This window comes from Sandaracinus amylolyticus (assembly GCF_021631985.1).
GTDB lineage: Bacteria > Myxococcota_A > Polyangia > Polyangiales > Sandaracinaceae > Sandaracinus > Sandaracinus amylolyticus_A.
On record NZ_CP070225.1, the window covers coordinates 8,086,440 to 8,108,267 of the forward strand.

Consider the following 21,828-nt stretch of genomic DNA (forward strand, 5'->3'; position numbering starts at 1 on the left):
GCGCATGCACCGCTGGCCCGAGCAGCTCCTCGTGTGGAACGCCGTGGGCGCGACCGCGGCGCACGCGCATCACGCGGCGCACGTCGTGCTCGCCACGCGCGGGCACGTCGGCGCGAAGGTCGGGCGCGCGCGGGTCGAGGGCGCGGGGATCTGGGTGCCCTCGAACGTCGCGCACGCGATCGAGCGCGCCGAGGCGCCGACGGTGGTGCTCTACGTCGAGCCGACGAGCCCGATCGGCGCGGGGCTGGCGTCGGTGCTCGGCGAGGAGCCAGCGTCGATCGCGGAGGACGTGCGCGACGTCGCGGTGAGCGGCCTCGGCGCGCGCGATGCGGGCTCGCCGCTCGCCGCGACGCAGGTGCTCGAGGCGCTCGGCGTGCGCGAGGGACGCGCCGAGATCGACGCGCGCGTCGCGCGCCTCCTGCGGTGGCTCGAGGAGAGCGAGCTCGGCAAGGACGAGGTCGCGCTGGGCGCGCTCGCCGCACGCGCGGGCGTGTCGCCCACGCGCTTGACGCACCTCTTCACGAGCGACGTGGGCACGCCGCTTCGTCGCTACGTGCTGTGGCTGCGGGTGCGTCGCGCGCTCGCCGCGCTCGCGTCGACGGGCGATCCGATCGCGAGCATCGCTGCGCGCTCGGGGTTCGCCGACGCGGCGCACCTCAGCCGCACGATGCGCAGCACGTTCGGCATGACCCCGACCCAGCTGCTGCGCGCGAAGGCGATCACACCGAGCGCTTGACGAGCGCGTCCCAGTCGAGCTCGAAGCGCGCCAGGTACTTCCGCAGCCGATCCGCGTCGTTGATCGTCGTGCGCGTCTTGCGCGACTCCGCGAACAGCACGCGCCCCGCCTCGGAGAGTGAGCGGCTGCGCGCGCAGACTCGCAGCACCTCTTCGAGCTGCACGCGATCGAAACGATCGATCCCCGATGCGCGCTCGGGCCCCAGCGTCTCCTCCACACGATCGCTCTCGCCGGGCGTGCTCTTCGTGGTCACCGCGGTCCACGCGTCCTCGAGCCGCGCGATCTCCTCGTCGACGATCGCGACGTCGATGCGCCCGCCCTCGGCGAGCGTCGCCATGCGCATCACCGCGGCGTCGAGATCGCGGAAGTTGCCCGGCCACGTCGCGCGCGGGCTCTCCGCGAAACCGAGGAAGCGCGCCCGCGCCTCCTTCGACATCGAGATGCGCGTGCCGAGCCGCGTGCTCACCGCGTCGAGCTCGTAGTCGAGGTTCGGCGCGATGTCCTCGCGGCGCTCGCGCAGCGCGGGCAGGCGGAACGTCCAGAGGTCGATGCGCGCCAGCAGATCCTCGCGGAACTTCCCCTCCGCGACGCGCGCGCGCAGATCGCGGTTGGTGCCGCAGATGAGCTGGAACTCGCTCTTCACCTCGCGATCGCTGCCGAGCGGCAGGAACGTCTTGTCCTCGATCGCGCGCAGGAGCATCGCCTGCTCGTCGAGCCCGAGCTCGCCGATTTCGTCGAGGAACAAGAGGCCCTGATCGGCGCGCCGCAGCAGGCCCTCGCGCTTGTCCGCCGCGCCGGTGAACGCGCCCTTCACGTGCCCGAAGAGCGCCGAGTGGGCCATCTCTCCGCGCAGCGTCGCGCAGTTCACCTCGACGAACGCGCCGCGCAGCGACTGGCGCGCTCTCTTCAGCTCGTACACGCGCTTGGCGAGCATCGACTTGCCGGCGCCGGTCGGGCCCATGAGCAACATCGGCTCGCGCGAGCGCGCGGCGACGACCTCGATGCGCTCGATCATGCGATCGAAGATCGCGTTGCGGGTCGCGATGCCGCTCTTGAGGAACGTGCGCGCCTCGACGCGCTCGGCGCTGAAGCGACGCGCGATGCGGTCGTACTTCGAGAGGTCGAGATCGACGATGCGGTGCGTGCCGTGTTTGCTCTCCTCGCCGCGCGCCGGGGGCGAGGTCTGCACGAGCCGCGCGGGGAAGTGCCGCGACTCGCAGAGCAGGAAGAGACAGATCTGCGCGACGTGCGTGCCGGTCGTGATGTGCAGCAGATAGTCCTCGCGCTCGGCGTCGAAGCGCGTGTCGCGCGCGAAGTCGTAGAGCGCGCCGTACATCTCCTCGAGGTCCCACGCGTCCTCGATCTCGATCGCGTGCGAGCGCACCTCGGTGCGCGGCGAGATCTCCTCGATGTCGGTCGTGACCTGCGACGCGAGCGCCTCGAACTTCGGCTGGAAGAGGAGCTCGAAGCGATCGATCGGGAGCTCGGGCTGCGCGCAGAGCGCGACCGAGGGGCGCCACTTCTCCCAGCGCCGTGGGCCGAGCCCGGCATCGAGCGTCGAGCCCACGAGCCCGATCGCGACGGTGCGACGTGCCTTGTCCTTCTTATCCGCCACGCGCGGAGCTTATCCGAGCGTCGCAGGTCGTGCGGCGGCTAGATTCATGCTCATGACGCGCATGAGCTACGCCGAGTACCTCGCGCTCGAGCGTGAGAGCGAGACGAAGCACGAATACGTGAACGGCGAGGTCTACGCGATGGCGGGCGGCACGCCCGAGCACGCGCGCCTCGCGATGCAGTTCGGCGCCCTCGCCAGCGCGGCGCTCCGCGGCCGTCCGTGCGCGACCTTCTCCTCTGACGCGCGCGTCCGCGTCGAGCGCACGAAGCGCTCGACGTATCCCGACCTCTCGATCGTCTGCGGCAAGCTCGAGCGCGCGAAGGACGACCCCGACGCGATCACGAACCCGCGGGTGATCGTCGAGGTGCTCTCCGAGACGACCGAGGCCTCGGATCGCGGCGACAAGTGGGCGCACTACCAGCACCTCGAGTCGCTGCAGGAGTACGTGCTCGTCTCGCAGCACGCGCCGCGCGTCGAGGTGTTCCGTCGCGCCGAGCACGGCTGGATCTACGAGGCGTTCGGCTCGGGCGAGCGCGTCCCGCTGCGCTCGGTCGACGTGACGATCGCGGTCGACGAGCTCTACGCCGATCCGCTCGCGGCGGCGTAGCGTCACTCGAACGTCGGCGCGATCGCGGCGTAGGGATCGGCGAGCATCCCGAGCGCGCACGCCACGCAGAAGATCGCGCTCGCGCCGAGCATCGTCTGGGCGAGCCGCACGCGCGCCCAGTCGCCGGCGGGATCCGCGCTCACAGCGGTGCGCCGGTGGGCACCAGCGGACGCAGCGTGAGGCCCGCGCCGAGCTGCGCGAATCCGTGGAAGCCCACGCAGCGCACGCCGCCCGCGTCGCGCACGCACGTCGACGTCGCCGTCCCCGCGACGTCCAGCGCGCCGCTCACGCCCTCGAGCTGCACCGGCATCGTCGCGAACGGCGTGCTCGCCGCCGCGCCGAGCTGTCCGTCGGCTGCCGCGCCCCAGCACCACACGCTGCCGTCGGTCCGGCGCGCGCACGTGTGATCCCAGCCCGCCGCGATCTGCGCGACGTCGGTCAGCCCGACCACCTCGCGCGGCGCGAACCGATCGGCGGTGCCTCCGTCGCCGACCTGCCCGAGCGCGTTGTCGCCCCAGCACGACACACGACCCGACAGCAGGAGCGCGCAGGTGTGGGCGCGGCCGAGCGCGAGCTGCGTCGCCGGGCCGAGCTCGGGCACGTCGAGCGCGGTGTGACGTGCGCCGCCGGGCGATCCATCGCCGTGCTGGCCCTGATCGTCGGCGCCCCAGCACCGCACCGTGCCCGCACCGCTGCTCGCGTTCACGATCGCGCACGCGTGGAGCTCGCCGGCCGCGATCGCGATCGCGCTCTCCGCGCCAGCAATCGGGGTCGCCACGCCCGAGTCGGTCAGGGCGTCGAACCCCACCTGCCGCTGCGCCGAGTCGCCCCAGCACCGCACCACGCCGCCCGCGTCGCGCGCGCACGCGAACTCGCCACCGACCGCGATCTGCGCCTGCCCGGCGGGCAGCGCCATCACGCTCACCGGCGACGCGGAGTCCACCACGGACATGCCCTGCCCGAGCTGGCGCTGGCTGTTGTCGCCCCAGCACCGCACCGCGCCGCCGTCGAGCCGCGCGCACGCGAAGCTCTCGCCCATCCCGAGCTCGACCACGTCCTCGATCGCCACCGCGGCGCGCGGCACCAGCGCGTCGGACGCGAGCGCGTCGAGCACCAGCCCGGTCTCCGAGTTGCCCCAGCACGAGAGCGCACCGTCCGCGCTGCTCGCGGCGCACCACACCGCGTGACGACGCGGACGCGTCCCCGCGATCGTCGCGACCATCGACGCATCGATCGACACCGCCGCCGGCTCGCGCTGCGACGGCGCGAGCAGCCCGAGCTGCGCGAGATCGCCCTCGCCCCAGCACACGCGCGCCCCCGCGCTGGTGATCGCGCAGGTGCCCGTCGCGCCCGCGTCGATCGCGGTCAGCGTCGCGCCCGACGTGGTGACCGCGCGCGGCGTGCGCCACGAGAGCCGCGAGCCATCGCCGATCTGACCGATCGCGCCATCGCCCCAGCAGTACGCGTCGCCGTCGACCAGCGCGCACGTGTGCCAGGTCCCGGCGGTGATCGCGGTCGCCGCGCCCGGGAGCGTCACCGCGACCGGCGTCGGCTGGTCGGGCATCATGCCGATGCCGAGCTGACCGCGCTGGTTGTCGCCCCAGCAGCGCACCGCGCCGTCGCGCAGGCGAGCGCAGGTGTGATCGCCGCCCGCCGCGATCTCCACGACGTCCGCGAGCCCCAGGACGCGCACCGGAAGGCTCTGATCGGTGTTCGTCCCGCCGTCGCCGAGCTGCCCCTGATCGTCGTCGCCCCAGCACGACGCGTGACCGTCGTCGTGCACCACGCAGGTGTGATCGGTGCCCGCGCTCACCGCGACCGCGGCGGGGACGAGGTCGACCATCATCGGCGCCTCGCTGTCGTTCCGGTCGGGGCCGCCGCGGCCGAGCTGGCCGTTGTCGTTGTCGCCCCAGCACCACGCGTCACCCGCTTCGTCGAGCGCGCACGCGTGCTCCTGGCCGGTCGCGACCGCGACCATCGTCATCGTCTCGATCAACCCGATGCGCCCCGGCGCAGGACGCGCTCCGCCGACCGCACCGGGACCCTGCTGGCGCGCCGCGTTGCTGCCCCAGCACCACACCGTCGCGTCGTCGTGGAGCGCGCACGCGAACTGCCCGCCGAAGTCCACCTGCGTGAACGAGCCGGGCATCGTCGTGACCGGCAGGAAGCGCGGCAGCGTCGTTCCGTCGCCCGCCTCGCCGCGCGCGTTCTGGCCCCAGCACCGCAGCGCGCCGTTCATCGTCAGCGTGCACCCGCCGCGATCCCCGAGCGCGACGTCCATCGCGTGATCGATGCGCACGCACGCGCTCGGCTCGCCGGTGCATCCGTACGCGAACTCGGTCGCGCACGTCGCGTCGCAGCCATCGCCCGACTCGAGGTCACCGTCGTCGCACGACTCGACGCTCGCGACGATTCCGTCGCCGCAGATCGACGCGCACACGCTCGGCATCGCGCCCACGCACTCGAAGCCGCGCTCGACGGTGCAGGTCGCGCTGCAGCCGTCGCCCGGATCGGCGTCGTCGTCGTCGCACGCCTCGCCGCCCGCGACGACCCCATCGCCGCACACCGGCGTGCACGCGCTCGGCATCCCGCTGCAGGCCCAGCCGGTCTCGGTGCGGCACGACGGCGAGCATCCGTCGCCCGCGGTCGCGTCTCCGTCGTCGCACTGCTCCATGCCCACCGCGACGCCGTCGCCGCAGCCCGCCGCGCACACGCTCGGGGCGCCCTCGCACGACCAGCCCGCTTCGATCTCGCAGGTCGCGCCGCAGCCATCGCTCCCGCGCGTGTTCCCGTCGTCGCAGCCCTCGCCCGCGACCACGAGCCCGTCGCCGCAGATCTCGGCGCACGTGCTCGGCGCGCCGCTGCACGTCCAACCGCTCTCGATGCGGCACGCGCTCGAGCAGCCGTCGGCATCGTCGACGTCGGCGTCGTCGCACTGCTCGCCGGGGTCGAGGGCTCCGTCGCCGCAGCTCTCGACGCACACGCTCGGCTCGCCGGTGCACGCCCAGCCCGCCTCGACGCCGCACGATCCGTTGCAGCCGTCGAGCGGCGCGGTGTCGTCGTCGTCGCACTCCTCGTCGCTCGCGACCTCGCCGTCGCCGCACGTCGAGCGGCAGTTGCTCGGCGACCCGGTGCAGTCGAAGCCGTGCTCGACCTCGCACGTCGGCGAGCATCCGTCGCCGGCCACGAGATCGCCGTCGTCGCACGCCTCGCTCGCGCTGCGCGTTCCGTCGCCGCAGCCCGGCACCGGCGCGGCATCGATGTCCGGCTGCGCGTCGGGGCCCGACGCGTCGCGCTCCGGCATCCCCGAGTCCATCAGCGTCGGCGCGTCGTCGTCGCCTCCCCCGCACCCGGGTGTGCTCGCGACGACTGCCAAGACGAGCACAACCAGAGTGACGACCGAACGAGCTGGTTTCATGGCGCCGAAATTACACGCCCGCCGTCCCGTGGCGAGGAGCTTTCACAACTCGTGACGGAGTCGTTCCAAGCCGCGCGCGATGCTCGTACGATGTGCGCCGAGGAGAGCCCGGGCGATGCTGGTGATCGACGGATCGATCGGTGAGGGAGGCGGGCAGGTCCTTCGGAGCGCCCTCTCGCTCTCGATGGTCACGCGCAGGCCATTCAAGATCGAGCGCATCCGCGCCGGTCGCGACAAACCCGGTCTCGCGAACCAACACCTCGTCGCGGTCCGCGCCGCGGCCTCGGTGTGCAACGCGGAGGTCTCGGGCGATCAGCTCGGCTCGACCGCGCTCTCGTTCCGACCGCGCGCGATCAAGGGCGGCGAGCATCGCGTCGCGATCGACACCGCAGGCAGCGCGACGCTCGTGCTCCAGACGATCACGCCCGCGCTCCTGCGCGCGCCCGAGCCCAGCGTCGTCACGCTCGAGGGCGGCACCCACAACCCGGCCGCACCGCCCTTCGAGTTCCTCGAGAAGTGCTGGACCCCCGCCCTCGCGACGATGGGCGTGAAGGTGCAGGTCTCGCTCGAGCGCCCCGGCTTCTATCCGAAGGGCGGCGGCCTCTTCACCGCGCGCATCACGCCGGGCGACCTCGGTCGCTTCGAGCGCGAGGAGCGCGGCGCCGAGAAGTCGCGCCGCGCGACCGCGACCATCGCCGGGCTCTCCGAGCCGATCGCGGATCGCGAGCTGCGCGTCGCGAAGGAGCGCCTCGGGCTCGCGCGCGATCAGATGGAGCGTCGCGTGCTCGACGAGGCGCTCGGGCCCGGCAACGTCTTCCAGGTCGAGATGGCGTACGAGCACGGCACCGCGCTCTTCGTCTCGTTCGGCGAGCGCGGCCTGCGCGCCGAGCAGGTCGCGGAGCTCGCGATCGGTCGCGCCCTCGCGTTCCACGAGAGCGACGCGGCGGTCGAGGAGCACCTCGCCGATCAGCTCCTGCTCCCGATGGCGATCGGCAAGGGCGGCCTCTTCACCACGACCGATCCCAGCTCGCATGCGCGCACCCAGGCCGAGGTGCTGCGCCGCTTCCTCGACGTCGACGTCGACATCACGACGCGCGACGAGCGCACGTACACGATCGAGATGCGCGGAGCCGACGTCTGATGCCGACCTCGACGCGACGGCCCGTCGCCATCGTCGGGCTCGGTCAGCTCGGCGCCACGTTCGGCATGGGCCTGCTCCGGCTCGGCCGTCCCGTGCTCCCGGTGCTGCGCGGCGACGCGATCGACGCGCTCGTCGCGCACGATCCCGAGCTCGTGCTCGTCGCGGTCGCGGAGAAGGATCAGAGCGCGACGTTCGACGCGATCCCACCCGCGCTGCGGAAGCGGATCGCGCTGGTGCAGAACGAGCTCCTCCCGCCCGACTGGCAGGCCCACGAGATCGTCGATCCCACGGTCGCGGTCGTGTGGTTCGAGAAGAAGCGCGGGCGCGGCGCGAAGGTCGTGCGCACCACGCGCATCGGTGGTCCGTGCGCGGATCTGCTGGTGCGCGCGCTCGAGAGCGTCGATCTCCCGGCGCGCCGCATCGACGCGCGCGACCTCACGTTCGAGCTGGTGCGCAAGGACCTCTACATCCTCGGCTCGAACCTCGCGGGCCTGAAGGTCGGCGGCACCACCGCCGATCTGTGCACGACCCATCGCACGTTCGTCACGGGGATCCTCGAGGACGTGCTCACGCTCGACGAAGCGCGCCTCGGCGCGACCCTGCCGCGCGAGGCGCTGATCGAGTGTGCGTTCCTCGACTTCGCGAAGGACCCCGAGCACGCGAGCACCGGACGCAGCGCGCCCGAGCGCCTCGCGCGCACCCTCGCGCGCGCCGAAGCGCTCGGCGTCGAGCTCCCGTCGATCCGCGCGCTCACCGAGAAGCGATGAAGCACGCCGCGCTCGTGCTCGCGATCCTCGTCGCGTCGTGCGATCTCCCCGCCGATCGCCGCTCGGCCTACACGATCACCGACTGGACGCTGAGCACGACGAGCTGCGAGACCGAGGGCGACGACGTCCGCGCGATGCGCGCGAGCACCCACCTCCTCGTGAACCCGCTCGGCCGCACCGACGATCGCGAGGCGATCGTGACGACCTGCATCCGCGCCTCGGGCGGCGCGAACGACTGCGAGAACGAGGGCAACGACGTCTCGAGCGCGGCCGAGCTCTCGTTCCACATGGAGCAGGAGTCGGAGGACGCGTTCGTCGACTCCCGCCTCGTGCTCGACGAGAGCGGCGCGTGCGCAGGTCAGCTCGAGCGCGCGCGCCTCACGTTCCCGCTCGCGCAACGCTTCCGCCTCGAGATCCGCCGCACGAGCTTCGACGTCCCGGGCGCGGCCGACTGCATCACCGAGGCGAACGCCCAGCTCGCGACGCGCGAGTGCGAAGAGCTCGAGGTGCTCCACGGCGACTTCGAGTTCGAGGTCGAGGGCCCGAACGAGTCGAGCTCGAGCGACGACGACGACGACTGGGACTGACGATCACGAGCCGATGCGCTCGAGCGGCCGCGGCATGGGCGGACCACCGATCGCGCGCTCCGCGACCGTGCTCTGCAGCGCGCGCATCGCCGCGATGTTCGGCAGCGGGTTCTCGACCCCCTCGTCGAGCCGGAGCAGCCCGACGAATTCGCCCTGCCCCGCCACGCGGTAGTACTCGAAGCGCACACCCGCGGGCGGCGCGGTGGCCAGCGCGGCGAGCGCCGCCTCCACCGCGGCGGTCACCTCCGCGACGTCTCGATCGTCCACCCGGTAGTGGATCATCAGCACACGCATGAACGTTCCTCCTGCCTTCACCCTCAGGACGACCGGAGCGGCGCAGAGGTGACCGCCCCCGACGAGCTCGCGGACGAATTCGAGCGATCGCGCGCCCGGCTGCGCGCGGTCGCGCTCCGCATGCTCGGCTCGGGCGACGATGCCGACGACGCGGTGCAGGAGACCTGGCTCCGCGCGAGCCGCGCCGGTGCGCGCGACGTCGAGAGCGTGAGCGGGTGGCTGCGCACGATCCTCGGTCGCGTGTGCCTCGACATGCTGCGGGCGCGGCGCCGGCGCGGCGAGGTCGATCTCGAGGAGCACGACGTGCCCACGAGCCCCGACGACGAGCTCGCGCACGCCGAGTCGGTCGGGCTCGCGCTGCTGGTCGTCCTCGAGCGGCTCGGCCCCGACGAGCGCATCGCGTTCGTGCTCCACGATCTGTTCGGCGTTCCGTTCGAGGAGATCGCGGTGATCCTCGAGCGCTCCCCCGTCGCGGCGAAGAAGGTCGCGAGCCGCGCGCGCCATCGTGTCGTCGGCGCGCGCCGCGTCCACGCGCCCGACACCGCGGAGAAGAGGCGCGTGGTCGAGGCATTCCTCGCGGCATCGCGCGCCGGCGACGTCGCCGCGCTGCTCGCGGTCCTCGCGCCCGACGTGGTGCGGCGCGCCGATCGCGTCGCGCTGCCGAGCGACGGGGAGCGCGAGCTGCGAGGCGCACGTCGGGTCGCCGACGAGACGCGCCACAACGCGGCGCGCGCGCGCGACGCGCGGGTGATCTGGGTCGACGGCGAGCTCGGCGTCGTGGTCGCGCCGCGCGGCCGCCTCGCGATCGTGCTGCGCCTCGCGATCGAAGGAGACCGCATCACCGCGATCGACGTGATCGCCGAGCCGGCGCGGGTGCGCGCGGTCGATCTCGCCGTGCTCGAGACCGACCTCGCGCGCTGACGCTCACTCGCTCGCGGGCGGCTCGTCCTCCTGCGCGTCGCGGCGGCGGCCCTTGCTCGTGTAGTCGGTCATGAACTCGAAGGCCTGTGCGACCTCGGGCAGCCGTCGGCCCACGCTCTTCGAGAGGTCGTAGACGTCGAGCGCGGCGCGCCACGCCTCGTTCTCCGCGAGCATCCGCGCATCGACCAGCGCGCCGAGCTTCGCTTCGTACTTCTGGCGCAGCTCGTTCTCGCGCTCCCACGCGCGCTGGGCGCGCCCCGCGAGCGTGCGCAGCTTCGCCGGGCTGAGCCCGGGCACCCGCAGGTGCGCGCGGTTCGCCTCCCACGCGCTGACGCTCGTGCCGATCGCGTCGTCGTAGTCGGCGGGCGGGCGCAGCAGCGACGCGCGCTGCTCGTCGGTCAGTCGCGGAGCGCTCACAACGCGCGTGCGCGACGATGACTTCTTCGCGCTCTTCTTCTTCGCGGCGCTCTTCTTCGCGCGGGTCTTCTTGGTCGAGCTCTTCTTGGATGTCTTCTTGGTCGCCATGCGCGAGATCGTACGCGACGCGTCGAGCCCCGCCAGGGAGCGCGAAGATCCGATCACGATCCGTACGACACGCGAGCATCCCTCGCGGCGAACGACACGAGATGCGATCATTTCGATCGCGATCCGACGCAACTCGCGATCATTTTGATCGCGATTCGTCGCAACTCGCGATCATTTCCATCACGCGCCGCGCGAAAGTTCGTCGAATTCTCGGCATATTCGCGCGATTTTTCCAGCCCCCGGAGGTTGGGGATCGAACCCCCCCGCACTGGCCTCGTCATCCCCAGCGGAAGGGGATCGCACCCCCATCCACCGGCCTCGCGACCCAGGCACAGCGGCGAAGCACCCCCTCGGTGCCGCCTCGCGACGCCTCCATACCGCCTCGCGACCCCGCACCGCGGGCGACCCACTCCTCCATACCGCCTCGCGCCCCGCACCGCGGGCGACCCACTCCCCTCGTACCGGCTCACGACCCCGCGCGACAGCGGCCTCACGACCACGGCTCGCCGGGCGTCCACCACCGCCCGAGTCGACTCCACGATGCCCGAAGGGCGAGTCGGTCCGCGCGTGATGACGCGAGCGCGCGAAGCGCTCTCGCGTCATCACGCGCTCTCTCCATCACCCGAAGAGCGGCGCGTGCATCCCCGCGCGCGGCCGAGACCTCACCAGCAGGGCGCGTGGCAGGGGGCCCGAGCGCTTCCGCAGCGACCCACCCGAAGGCAGCCCCGCACTGCCCGGTTCTCGTCATCGCATCCGCGATGACGAGAACGACCCCGCCTCCCGACGCCTCACCGCTCGCGCACGAGGGTCGCGAGGACCAGCGAGGGCCCCCTGCCACGCGCCCCCGCCGAACCCTCACCCCGCGCGATCAGCCTTCCCGAACGTGCCGCTCGAAGGCATCCGGCGGCATCGGCTTCCCGAACAGGTAGCCCTGCACCTCGTCGCACCCGACGTTCGCCAGCTGCTCGAGCTGCGTCGGCGTCTCGACGCCCTCCGCGAGGACGTCGAGCCCCAGCTGGTGCCCGAGGAACGTGATCGCCTGCGCCAGCGAGCGCGCCTGCTCCGCCGCGACGCCCTCGCGATCGAGCTCCTGCACGAACGAGCGATCGATCTTCAGCACGTCGACCGGCAGCTTCTGCAGGTACGCGAGCGACGAGTACCCGGTGCCGAAGTCGTCGACCGACACCCGCACGCCCAGCGAGCGCAGCGCGCTCAGTCGCTCGATCGCCTGCTCGACCTCGCCCATGACGATCGTCTCGGTCAGCTCGAGCTCGAGCCGCTCGGGCGGGATGCTCGCGGCGCGCACCGCACGCTTCACCGTGCCCACGAAGTCGTGCCGCACGAACTGCAGGCCCGACACGTTCACCGACACGCGCCCGTACTCGAGCCCCGAGTCGCTCCAGCGCTTGCACTGCCGCGCGACCTCGTTGAGCGCCCAGGTGCCGATCGGCACGATCAGACCGCTGTCCTCGGCGACCGGGATGAAGCGACCCGGGCTGATCATGCCGCGCTGGGGGTGCTTCCAGCGCAGCAGCGCCTCGGCACCGACGAGCTCGCGCGTCTCGATCGAGTACTTGGGCTGGTAGTGCAGCGAGAGCTGCCCCGAGCGCATCGCCTCGCGCAGCTGGTGCTCGAGGTCGAGCCGCTCGCGCGCGGTCTGCTGCATCGACGCGTCGAAGAGCTTGAGCCGTCCTGGCCCCTCGTTCTTCGCCTGGTGCAGCGCGATGTCGGCGTAGCGCAGCAGCGTCGCGGCGTCGGGCGCGTCGTCGGGATGACGCGCCACGCCGATGCCCGCGGTCAGCACGATCTCGTGGGCGTCGAGGTGGAAGGGCTCGCGGATCGCCTGCTGGATGCGATCCGATCGCTGCAGCGCCGACACCCCGGCGCGCACGTCGTCGAGCAGCACGATGAACTCGTCGCCGCTTCGTCGCCCGACGAGATCTCCGTCGTCGATGCTCGAGAGCAGGCGCTGCGCGACCTGCCGCAGCAGCACGTCGCCGAGCGCGTGCCCCAGCGAGTCGTTCACCCGGCGGAACCGATCGAGCGAGACGATCGCGAGCGCGAGGCCCTGCCCCATCACCTGCGCCCGCTCGATGCGGCGCTCGGTCTCGAGGTGCACGTACGCGCGATCGGGCAGGCCGGTCACGGGATCGGGCCGCGGCGCGCGCTGCGACGATCCGGCGCGACGCCGCACCCGCAGGTCGATCGGCGGGCTCGGGGTCGCAGCGATCGCGTGCGACGCGGTGATCGGCTCGGTCGCGGAGGGCGGCTGCAGCACGCCCTCGACGAGCGCGCGCAGATCGTCGAGCGCCGCGCTGCGGCGGGGCTCGGCGAGATCGGGGCGCGGCCGGATGTCGGCGAGCAGCACCGTCGCGAGCTGGGTCTCGCCCGCCATGATCGGCAGGGTCGCGACCGAGAGCGGCGTGGTGCCGGGGGCGAAGAGCGCGACCTCGGGCGCCGCCGGGCCGCGGCCGACGTGGGTCACGATGCGCGCCCGCTCGAGCCGCAGCCGCCGCGCCGGCACGACCTCCTCGAGGCCTCCGTCGCGGGGCAGCTCGCTCGCGCTCGCGAGCTTGCGCGCGTGATCGCCCTCGAGCGCGAAGCACACCGCGATCGGCAGATCGACGAGCCCCGCGACCGTTCGCAAGAGTCGCTCGACCGTCTTTCCCCTCGCGTCGGCTGTCGCCGCGGCGGCTGGGTCTCGCGTCTCGCTCGGGCTCATGAGCCGGACCGAGTATAGGCGGACCGCGGCGCGCTCGAACAGTCGATCACCGGCGCATCCGACCCGCGGCCGCGGTGGTGACGTAGTAGTGGGGAGGCCAGTGTCGGTACCACTCCGCGCCGAGGACCGGCCCGTGCTCGGTGTCCTCTTCGCCGGTGGCGATGCCGTAGACCTTCACCAGCGAGCCGGTCCAGAGGCGGTGCGCGCCGGCGCGATCCTCCTCGCGCATCGGGATCAGCGCGACGAAGCGACCGATCTCACGCTCGCTCACGGTGACGCGGCACGAGTCGCTGCCCTCGTCGCCGCAGAGATGGCGATCCTGGTGGGCGCGCAGCGAGAGCAGCACGCGCGCGCGGCCGTCCTCCTGCATGGCGGGGGGCTCGAGGACCACGCCGAACCAGCCGACGAGACGCTGCTCTTCCGGGCGGGTGCGGCGCACCTCTTCGTAGGAGAGCTCGGCCGCGCGCTCCATGTACGTGCGCTCTTCACCGAGCGGCTCGTAGTTGCGGGAGAACCCGTAGGCGCCGCCTCCACCACAGCCGGCGATCGAGGCGAGGATCGAGAGCACGAAGAGTGTGCGGAAGAGCGTCATCGCGCGCGCATGATGCCGCAGCAGACGCGTCTTGCGCAGGCCCCTCGAACGCCCCAGTATCCCGCGCCTGCGGAGGCCCCCGAGGACCTCCGAGCGCTTACGATCCCCGCCGTTTTTCGCGCGGGACGGAGGAGAGCAGCACGTCATGCCGGGTCTTGCGAGGTCGGGAATCCAGTGGGCCGAGCCGCTGATCTTCGAGCGTGGCGCCGCGGGCCGTACGGCCGCGTCGCTCCCCGCGCTCGACGTGCCGGACGTCGACCCGAAGGCGCTCTTCGGTGATCAGGCGCGCGATCCGAGCGAGCAGGCGGGCCTGCCCGAGGTGAGCGAGCCGGAGGCGTTCCGCCACTACGTGCGGCTGAGCGAGATGAACTTCGCGATCGACAACGCGATGTATCCGCTCGGCTCGTGCACGATGAAGTACAACCCGAAGGTCAACGAGTGGGCGGCGCGCCTGCCCGGCTTCGCGAAGCTTCATCCCTACGCGCCGGAGCACCTGATCCAGGGCGCGCTCGAGCTGATGTACCGGCTCGAGAAGGGCCTCGCCGAGGTGTGCGGCATGGACCGCGTCGCGCTTCAGCCCGCCGCGGGCGCGCAGGGCGAGCTCGCGGGCCTGATGATGATCCGCGCGTTCCACCAGGCGCAGGGACGCGCGCCGAAGAAGGTGCTGGTGCCGGTGACGGCGCACGGCACGAACGCCGCGAGCTGCGCCTTCAACGGCTATCAGATCGTGCCGTTCCCCGCGGGCGAAGACGGCGTGGTGCACCCCGAGGCGATCGCGCCGGTGCTCGACGACGACGTCGCGGCGATCATGATCACGAACCCGAACACCGTCGGGCTCTTCGAGAAGCACCTGCCGACGATCGCGCGGATGGTGCACGACAAGGGCGCGCTGGTGTACGGCGACGGCGCGAACCTCAACGCGCTCATGGGCCGCGCGCGCCCCGGTGATCTCGGCGTCGACGTCATGCAGTTCAACCTGCACAAGACGTTCACCACGCCGCACGGCGGCGGAGGCCCCGGGTGCGGGCCGGTCGGCTACAAGCGGATCCTCGATCCCTACGCCCCGGTGCCGACGGTCGAGAAGTCGCACGACGGGACCTATCACCTCGAGTTCAACCGTCCGAAGAGCGTGGGCCGTCTGCGCAGCTTCTACGGCAACTTCGGGATGATGGTCCGCGCCTACGCGTACCTGCGCGAGATGGGCGCCGAGGGCCTCAAGGGCGCGACCGACCTCGCGGTGCTCAACGCGAACTACCTGCGCGCGCGCCTCGGCGAGACGTGGCACGTCGCGTACGACACGACGTGCATGCACGAGGTCGTGATCAACGACAAGCACCTCGGCAAGACGGGCGTGACGACGATGGACGTCGCGAAGCGCCTGCTCGACTACGGCTTCCACGCGCCGACCGTGTACTTCCCGCTCGTCGTGAAGGGCGCGATGTTGGTCGAGCCGACCGAGACCGAGACCCGTCAGGCCCTCGATCGCTTCGTCGACGCGATGAGCGCGATCAGCAAGGAAGCGCACGAGGAGCCCGAGACCGTGAAGAAGGCGCCGCACCTGACGCGCCTGCGCCGCCTCGACGAGACGCGCGCCGCGCGCAAGCCGGTGCTGCGCTACACGAAGAAGAGCTGAGCGCAGCCGCGACGTGACGGACGAGCCGCGCTCTCCTCGAGGGGGCGCGGCTCGTGTCGTTTCGTGCGGCGAACGCGGTGCGCACGTGCGCGCACGGATCGCGTGCGGGCGAACACCACGTGGTTTCGCGCAGTGACGACTGGCCGCACGCTTGCTGAGGAGGGCCTCCGACGAACGCGGCGCCGAGGGACGCGCCGCTCGCAGGAGGACCTCGCCGTGCAGCCCATCGCGTCGCGTACCCGCATCTTCTCGCGCACCGAGCGCGCTCACCTCTGCCCGACCTGCGGTGGCGCGACACCGGTGCCGGTCGAGGGAGGCACCGCCCACTGCGTGCGCTGCGCCGCGGCGATCCCGGTCGGGCCGCGCCCCGAGGAGCTGCCTCGCGTGCCGACGCCGGTCACCGAGCCCGATCGCCTCGCGCGCCTCGCGGCGCAGCAGCACACGCCGATGATGCCGCCGCCGGCGATCGCGCCGCTCTTCGCGAACGGTGGGCTCAGCGCGATCCGTCGCAGCGAGGCCGAGGCGAGCTGGCAGGCCCTGCGTCGCGCGGTGGTCGCCGCGCCCCACGATCTGTCGAGCGCGGACGCGCTCTACGTGCTCACGCTGGGGCTCGTCGGGCTGCCCGACGAGGACCCGGCGCGCGCTCGGGCGCGGCTCGAGACCGCGCGCGAGATCCTTCCGATGCCGCGCCATCAGGGTGGCCTCGCGTGCTCGCTCGCCCGCATCGCGGCGCGCGAGGACGAGGTCGATGCGGCGCAGGAGTGGCTCGCGCTGGTCGATCCCCAGACCGACGATCTCGAGACCGACAGCGGGCGACGCTTCGCGCTCGCGCTGATCGCGACGACGACGAACGACTTCGCGAAGGTCCTCGCCGTGCTCGGATCGACCAGCCGTGAGATCCCGCTGCACCTCGCGACCCAGGCGACGTGCGCGGTGCTGCGCGCGAACGCGCTGGAGCGCAGCGGGCGCATCGAGGAGGCGGTCGCGTCGCTGCGCGCCGACATGGCCGAGGGACGGCTCGACGCGGTGCTGGTCGAGCAGATCCGCTCGCGCTTCCCGCGCTTCGCGCTGATCGCGCAGAGCTGGCCTCAGGTGAACGCGGCGCGCGCGAGCGCGCGCAGCAAGAGCGCGATCGCGTTCTGGGGCCCGATGGCGTTCGGCGGGATCGTGTTCCTGCTGGTCGGGCTCGCGTCGTTCGTGCCTGCGGCGATCGGGCTCGTGCTCTCGATGTTCCCGACCGCGATGTTCGGGCCGCTCGCGCCCGCGGTGACGTCGTTCACCAGCCACGCGTCGTTCGGGTCGCTGATCTTCGGCTTCGTGTTCGCGGCGAGCTCGAGCATCTGGTTCGGCATCGCGTGGAGCTCGTACAAGTCGGGGCGCGACGCGGCGTGGCTCGAGGAGCACGGTGCGCCCGCGCAGGCGCGCTTGATCGCGGTGAAGCAGACCGGCATCCGCATCAACGATCAGCCGATCTTCGATCTCTCGCTGCGCGTCGAGATGGAAGGTCGCGCGCCCTACGAGGCGAGCCTCCGGCAGCTGGTGCCGTTCCATCAGCTCGGGTTGATGGTGCCGGGCGCGGTGCTGCAGGTGAAGGTCGACCCCGCGAACCCCACGCGTCTGGCGCCGGTGTGATCATGAAGGCGATGACGGAGACGCTGGAGGGCCTCGCGTCGTTGTGCTCGGGCGCGATCGCGCTGGTGCTCGCGAGCGCGGCGGTCGCGTCGGAGTTGTCGGGGCACGCCGTGATGGCGCCGATGGTGCCGACGGTGATCGGCAGCTTCGCGGTGATCGCGATCGCGCTCGGGTGGTCGGCGGCGCGCGTCGCGACGATTCGGTGAGACGGTTCGGCGTGCTCGCGGCTCTTCCTCTCGGGGGGGAGGAGCGCGCATGGAGCTCGAGGCGGTTCGACACGACGCGATCACGGGCATCGAGAGCTGGGGGCGCGAGCACGTGGGGTACGCGGTCGGGCTCGAGGGGACGGCGGCGCCCGGGCTCGTGCGGATCGTCGCGGCGTTCGACGGAACCGACGTGGACCTCGAGCCACCGCAGCGCGGGATCGCGGGCGCGACGCTCGACGCCGGCGAGTCGGTCGAGCTCGAGGTGGAGGGTGCGTTCCGGCTCGTCGCGAACGAGCCGATCCTGGTGGTGCAGACGCTCGGCGCGACCGAGATCTCGTGGGTGGTCGCGCCGGTCGATCGACATCGCCGCGACTACACGATCCACCTGCCCGAGGGCGCGCTCGACGCCCACGCGCTGGTGATCGTGCGACCGCGCGCGACGTGGACGGTGATCGACGAGGACGCGTCTGGGCTGGTGCGCGCGGCGCGCGTCGGCGAGTGGGAGATCTGCGTCGCGCGCGTCCGGGCGGGCACCCATCGTGCGATCGGAGAGCGCGCGTTCGCGCTGATCGCGGTCGGGCGCGCGGGGATCGCGCCCTACGCGACGCTGGCGTGATCGGTCACTCGGGGAACTGGAAGACGATCTCGCCCTCGCGGACCATGCCGAGCTCGTCGCGCGCGATGCGCTCGATCGCGCGCTCGTCGGCGCGCAGCGAGCGCACGTCGTGCTGGAGCTGACGCACCTCTTCGCGCATGCGCTCGTTGGTGCGCTGCACCTCGGCGAGCTCGTCGCGCAGCGCGCGATATCGCGGCAGGCCCTGCTCGCCCATCACGAGCAGCGGCACCGCGATGATCGATCCGAGCAGCAGCGAGAGCGGCAAGAGCCACGCGAGGAACGTCGAGGTCCGCGACATCCGACGGGCGATGCTCGATGCGCGCGGCGCGCGCGTCCAGAAAACGATCGGCTCGCTGCGCAGCCAGCTCCCGTCCGTGCCCGAGACGGGCACTACCGTCCGCCGGCTGCTTCGCGAGCACTCCTGGCGCGACCAGAAAACGATCGGCTCGCTGCGCAGCCAGCTCCCGTCCGTGCCCCAGGCGGGCACTACCGTCCGCCGGCTGCTTCGCGAGCACTCCTGGCGCGACCAGAAAACGATCGGCTCGCGGCGCAGCCGGATACCGTCCGTGCCCGAGGCGGGCACTACCGTCCGCCGGCTGCTTCGCGAGCACTCCTGGCGCGACCAGAAAACGATGCGCGCAGCCCCCGGGAGACTCAGCTCTCGCGGAAATCGCCGGGGGAGAGCCCGTGGCGCTTCAAGAGCGCGTGGAAATCGGTGCGATTGCGCCCGGCGAGCCGTGCTGCCGCGCTCACGTTCCCGCCCGCGCGACGCAGCGCTTCCTCGAGGTACGCGCGATCGAAGGCCTCGCGCGCCTCGCGCAGCGGGGGCAGCTCGCGGGCTCGCACCAGGTCGCGCGCATCGAGCGGCGGTGCGCCCTCCGGCGCGTCGACGTCGGGGGTGCGGCGCTCGTCGCCGCCGCGCGCCAGCACCGCGAGCACGTGCTGCGGGCGCAGCACTCCGTCGGGCGCGAGCAGCGCCGCGCCCTCGATCACGTTCGCGAGCTCGCGCACGTTCCCCGGCCAGTCGTGGGTGCGCAGGATGCGCAGCGCGTCGCTCGTGAGGTGGGGATCGACGAGGCGATGACGCGACGCCGCGCGCGCGAGGAAGAGCTCGGCGAGCAGCGGGATGTCCTCGCGGCGATCGCGCAGCGCGGGCATCTCCACCGGCACCACGTGGAGTCGGTAGAAGAGATCTTCGCGGAACGCACCGCGCTCGACCGCGGCGCGCAGATCACGATGCGTCGCCGCGACCACCCGCACGTCGACCGGCGTCGCGCGGGTCGCGCCCACCGCGACGACCTCGCGCTCCTGCAGCACGCGCAGCAGCTTCACCTGCACCTGCGGCGGCGCGTCGCCCACCTCGTCGAGCAGCAGCGTCCCGCCGCTCGCGGCCGCGAAGAGGCCCTCCTTGTCGCGCACCGCGCCGGTGAACGCGCCGCGCACGTGCCCGAAGAGCTCGCTCTCCAGCAGATCCGCGGGCAACGCGCCGCAGTTGATCGCGACGAAGCGTCCCTGCGCGCGCGGCGAGAGCGAGTGGAGCATGCGCGCCGCGAGCTCCTTGCCGGTGCCCGACTCGCCGAGGAGCAACACGCTCGCGTCCGAGCGCGCGACCCGCGCGATGCGCTCGCGCACCTCCTCGATGCGCGCGCTGGTGCCGAGCAGTCGCGCGCCATCGCCCTCGTCGCCGACGAGACGACGGAGCCCCGCGACCTCGCGCCGCAGCCGCACCCGCTCGACCGCGTGCTCGACCTTCGAGAGCAGCTCGTGATCGTGGAACGGCTTGGTGAGGAACCCGTACGCGCCGCGATGCAGCGCCGCGACCGCGGTCTCCACGGTGCCGTGCGCGGTGAGCACGATCACCGGCAGATCGAGCGAGCGCCGCTGCACCGCCTCGAGCACGTCGAGGCCGTCCTCTCCGTCGAGGCGCAGATCGAGGATCATCGCGTCGACGATCTCGCGCTCCAGCACCTCGAGCGCGCCGCGGCCCGTCGTCTCGATCGTCGCACGGAAGCCGTGGTGCTCGAGGCGCATCGAGAGCAGCTCGCAGAGATCCTCCTCGTCATCGACGACGAGCACGTGACCTCGCGCGCTCACGAGGACGCTCCCAGCACGCCGAGCGGCGCGCCTCCGAGCGCACGCGGCGGCGCGCTCTCGCGTCCGTCGAGGGGCAGCTTCATCACGAAGCACGCGCCGCGCTCGACGTTCGCCTCGAGCTCGAGCTCGCCGCCGTGGGCGCGCGCGACCTCGCGCGCGAGCGCGAGCCCGAGCCCGATGCCCAGCGCCTTGGGCGAGTCGTCGACCGCGACGGTGACGAAGGGCTCGAAGAGCGTGTCGCGCACCTCGTCGGGCACGCCCGGCCCTTCGTCGCGCACCCGCACCACCGCGACGCTGCGTCCGTCGACGCGCTCGATCGTGCGCGTGACGCGCACCACCTGGCCCGCCTTCGAGACCGACACTGCGTTGCGCATCAGGTTCGCGAACGCGCGCTCGAGCAGCGCCTCGTCGAGCGCGGTGCGCACCGTGTCGCCCTCGCGCTCCACCTCGATCGTGATCCGGCGCGCCCGCGCGTCGGCGCCTTCTTCCGCCACTGCGTTCGCGAGCACGTCGTCGACCGAGACCCCGCCGCGACGCCGCAGCGGCGTGCCCGCGCGCAGGCGCGAGAGATCGAGGAGCGTGGTCACGATGCGGATCTCGCGCTCGCACGCGGTGCGGGCGATGCCGACCACGCGCGCCTGACGTTCCTGGAGCGGCCCGCACGCGCCGTCCATCAGCAGCGCGAGAGCCTCGCGGATCTTCGAGAGGGGAGTTCGCAGCTCGTGGGAAATGGACGCGAGGAACCCCTGCTTCAAGCTCTCGAGCTCGGCGAGCCGCACGCGCATGCGCTCGAGCTCCTCCGCGAGCTCCACGATCTCCACCGGGCCTTCCGCTGCGAGCGACTCGCCGAAGTCGCCGCGCGAGAGGCGCTGCGCCACGCGCGAGATCTCGGCGAGCGGCTGGCTGATCTCCGCCGCCATGCGCCGCGCGGTCCACATCGCGAACACCAGCGCGATCGCCGCGAGCAACACGCCCGCGACCAGCGCGCTCGTGCCGAGCCGCCCGACGTCGCCCTCCTGCGCGCGCGCTGCCGCGTGGAGCTCCGCGAGGCGCTCGACCCAGATCGTCGTGATCCGCGCGTCGAGCTCGCTGCGCTCGTGCTCCGCGGTCGCGCTGTACGGCGAGCACACGCCCGACCCGAGCAGCCGGTCCGCGAGGTCGAGGTATCCGACCGACGCGCGACGCAGCGGCTGCGAGACCGGCGCGGTGCCCCTCAGCCGTTCGCGCAGGATCTCCGCATTGCGCTCGATCGGCTCGGTCGCCGCCTCTTCTTCACCGCGCGCGCAGCGCGCGAGCGCGTGGCGCATCGAGAGATCGAGGTTCCAGTCCGCCTCGTGCAGCGCACCCTCGCGCGCGAGCGTGCCGAGCTCGTCCTCACCGAGCTCCACGACGAGCTGCGTCATGCGCCCGAGCGCGCCGAGCACGATCGCGAGCGCTGCCGTGACGACGAGGAGCGGAGCGGCGTGGGAGACGACGAGGCGCGAGAAGAGACGCATTCGGTTCCATCGCTGGAGCCAGCGAGCGCGGCGGGGCTGCGGGGCGCGCGTCGGAATCCTCAGCATTCGGCGTTCCGTCGGGTTCCTCCGAACATATCGCGAGATCCGCGCGAAGACCGTCGGTCCTCGCCGACGGTGTCGGTGAGACCTGTCGGTGATCCACGACGGTGGCGCGCGGAGCCGCGCGTTTCACGGCGATCCCGAGGTGGCACGCGACGTGGACCAG

20 protein-coding genes are annotated in these 21,828 nt (G+C 72.5%); 10 read left to right on the forward strand and 10 right to left on the reverse strand.

What is annotated here, in order from left to right; all coding sequences use genetic code 11:
* Nucleotides 1-4 precede the first annotated feature (4 nt).
* Nucleotides 5-736, forward strand: a complete 732-nt coding sequence (locus I5071_RS34190) for a helix-turn-helix transcriptional regulator (RefSeq protein WP_236517487.1) — start codon at nt 5-7, stop codon at nt 734-736.
* Here the strand turns inward: I5071_RS34190 and rtcR are convergent.
* The gene (gene rtcR, locus I5071_RS34195) at nt 720-2,351 is read right to left on the reverse strand and encodes an RNA repair transcriptional activator RtcR (RefSeq protein ID WP_236517488.1); all 1,632 of its coding nucleotides are present in this window, start codon (nt 2,349-2,351) and stop codon (nt 720-722) included. The genes I5071_RS34190 and rtcR overlap by 17 nt on opposite strands.
* Nucleotides 2,352-2,403: 52 nt before the next feature.
* On the opposite strand from rtcR, the gene I5071_RS34200 reads away from it, so the two are divergent.
* Nucleotides 2,404-2,958, forward strand: a complete 555-nt coding sequence (locus I5071_RS34200) for a Uma2 family endonuclease (protein WP_236517489.1) — start codon at nt 2,404-2,406, stop codon at nt 2,956-2,958.
* A gap of 2 nt (nt 2,959-2,960) precedes the next feature.
* Here I5071_RS34200 and I5071_RS34205 read toward each other — a convergent pair whose 3' ends face one another.
* The gene (locus I5071_RS34205; RefSeq protein WP_236517490.1) at nt 2,961-3,101 is read right to left on the reverse strand and encodes a hypothetical protein; all 141 of its coding nucleotides are present in this window, start codon (nt 3,099-3,101) and stop codon (nt 2,961-2,963) included.
* A complete protein-coding gene (locus I5071_RS34210) occupies nt 3,098-6,343 on the reverse strand; it encodes a DUF4215 domain-containing protein (protein ID WP_236517491.1) in 3,246 nt (1,081 codons plus the stop codon). The genes I5071_RS34205 and I5071_RS34210 overlap by 4 nt, the downstream gene beginning before the upstream one ends.
* Nucleotides 6,344-6,491: 148 nt before the next feature.
* Here I5071_RS34210 and rtcA point away from each other — a divergent pair, with 148 nt between their 5' ends.
* From rtcA to I5071_RS34225, 3 genes are read left to right on the forward strand one after another with little or no spacing between them, the layout of a single operon-like run.
* On the forward strand, nt 6,492-7,517 hold the full coding sequence (gene rtcA / locus I5071_RS34215) for an RNA 3'-terminal phosphate cyclase (RefSeq protein WP_236517492.1): 1,026 nt from the start codon (nt 6,492-6,494) through the stop codon (nt 7,515-7,517).
* Nucleotides 7,517-8,284: a hypothetical protein gene (locus I5071_RS34220; RefSeq protein ID WP_236517493.1), complete on the forward strand. Its 768-nt coding sequence runs from the start codon at nt 7,517-7,519 to the stop codon at nt 8,282-8,284. Before rtcA ends, I5071_RS34220 begins: the two co-directional genes overlap by 1 nt.
* Nucleotides 8,281-8,871: a hypothetical protein gene (locus tag I5071_RS34225; RefSeq protein ID WP_236517494.1), complete on the forward strand. Its 591-nt coding sequence runs from the start codon at nt 8,281-8,283 to the stop codon at nt 8,869-8,871. Before I5071_RS34220 ends, I5071_RS34225 begins: the two co-directional genes overlap by 4 nt.
* A gap of 3 nt (nt 8,872-8,874) precedes the next feature.
* Here the strand turns inward: I5071_RS34225 and I5071_RS34230 are convergent, their stop codons facing one another.
* Nucleotides 8,875-9,165, reverse strand: coding sequence for a hypothetical protein (locus I5071_RS34230; RefSeq protein WP_236517495.1), 291 nt, complete (start codon nt 9,163-9,165; stop codon nt 8,875-8,877).
* Between the two features lie 48 nt (nt 9,166-9,213).
* Between I5071_RS34230 and I5071_RS34235 the strand changes: the two genes are divergently transcribed.
* Complete coding sequence (locus tag I5071_RS34235) at nt 9,214-10,086, forward strand: sigma-70 family RNA polymerase sigma factor (RefSeq protein ID WP_236517496.1); 873 nt, start codon at nt 9,214-9,216, stop codon at nt 10,084-10,086.
* Nucleotides 10,087-10,089: 3 nt separating this feature from the next.
* Here I5071_RS34235 and I5071_RS34240 read toward each other — a convergent pair whose 3' ends face one another.
* From I5071_RS34240 to I5071_RS34250, 3 genes are all read right to left on the reverse strand, one after another.
* Nucleotides 10,090-10,611 carry a hypothetical protein gene (locus I5071_RS34240; RefSeq protein WP_236517497.1) on the reverse strand — a complete coding sequence of 174 codons (522 nt, stop codon included), beginning with the start codon at nt 10,609-10,611 and terminating at the stop codon, nt 10,090-10,092.
* A gap of 868 nt (nt 10,612-11,479) precedes the next feature.
* Nucleotides 11,480-13,258, reverse strand: a complete 1,779-nt coding sequence (locus I5071_RS34245) for a putative bifunctional diguanylate cyclase/phosphodiesterase (protein ID WP_236517498.1) — start codon at nt 13,256-13,258, stop codon at nt 11,480-11,482.
* 121 nt (nt 13,259-13,379) lie between these two features.
* Nucleotides 13,380-13,925, reverse strand: a complete 546-nt coding sequence (locus I5071_RS34250) for a hypothetical protein (RefSeq protein ID WP_236517499.1) — start codon at nt 13,923-13,925, stop codon at nt 13,380-13,382.
* Between the two features lie 145 nt (nt 13,926-14,070).
* On the opposite strand from I5071_RS34250, the gene gcvPB reads away from it, so the two are divergent.
* From gcvPB to I5071_RS34270, 4 genes are all read left to right on the forward strand, one after another.
* Nucleotides 14,071-15,558 carry an aminomethyl-transferring glycine dehydrogenase subunit GcvPB gene (gene gcvPB, locus I5071_RS34255; protein ID WP_236517500.1) on the forward strand — a complete coding sequence of 496 codons (1,488 nt, stop codon included), beginning with the start codon at nt 14,071-14,073 and terminating at the stop codon, nt 15,556-15,558.
* A gap of 216 nt (nt 15,559-15,774) precedes the next feature.
* A complete protein-coding gene (locus tag I5071_RS34260) occupies nt 15,775-17,190 on the forward strand; it encodes a hypothetical protein (RefSeq protein ID WP_236517501.1) in 1,416 nt (471 codons plus the stop codon).
* An 11-nt stretch (nt 17,191-17,201) separates the two neighbouring features.
* Nucleotides 17,202-17,396 carry a hypothetical protein gene (locus I5071_RS34265; RefSeq protein WP_236517502.1) on the forward strand — a complete coding sequence of 65 codons (195 nt, stop codon included), beginning with the start codon at nt 17,202-17,204 and terminating at the stop codon, nt 17,394-17,396.
* Nucleotides 17,397-17,445: 49 nt separating this feature from the next.
* Nucleotides 17,446-18,012, forward strand: coding sequence for an IgGFc-binding protein (locus tag I5071_RS34270; protein ID WP_236517503.1), 567 nt, complete (start codon nt 17,446-17,448; stop codon nt 18,010-18,012).
* A 4-nt stretch (nt 18,013-18,016) separates the two neighbouring features.
* Here I5071_RS34270 and I5071_RS34275 read toward each other — a convergent pair whose 3' ends face one another.
* From I5071_RS34275 to I5071_RS34285, 3 genes are all read right to left on the reverse strand, one after another.
* A complete protein-coding gene (locus I5071_RS34275; protein WP_053238392.1) occupies nt 18,017-18,310 on the reverse strand; it encodes an FtsB family cell division protein in 294 nt (97 codons plus the stop codon).
* Between the two features lie 356 nt (nt 18,311-18,666).
* Nucleotides 18,667-20,106, reverse strand: coding sequence for a sigma-54-dependent transcriptional regulator (locus I5071_RS34280; protein WP_236517507.1), 1,440 nt, complete (start codon nt 20,104-20,106; stop codon nt 18,667-18,669).
* Nucleotides 20,103-21,602, reverse strand: a complete 1,500-nt coding sequence (locus I5071_RS34285; RefSeq protein ID WP_236517508.1) for a HAMP domain-containing sensor histidine kinase — start codon at nt 21,600-21,602, stop codon at nt 20,103-20,105. The genes I5071_RS34280 and I5071_RS34285 overlap by 4 nt, the downstream gene beginning before the upstream one ends.
* Between the last annotated feature and the right edge of the window lie 226 nt (nt 21,603-21,828).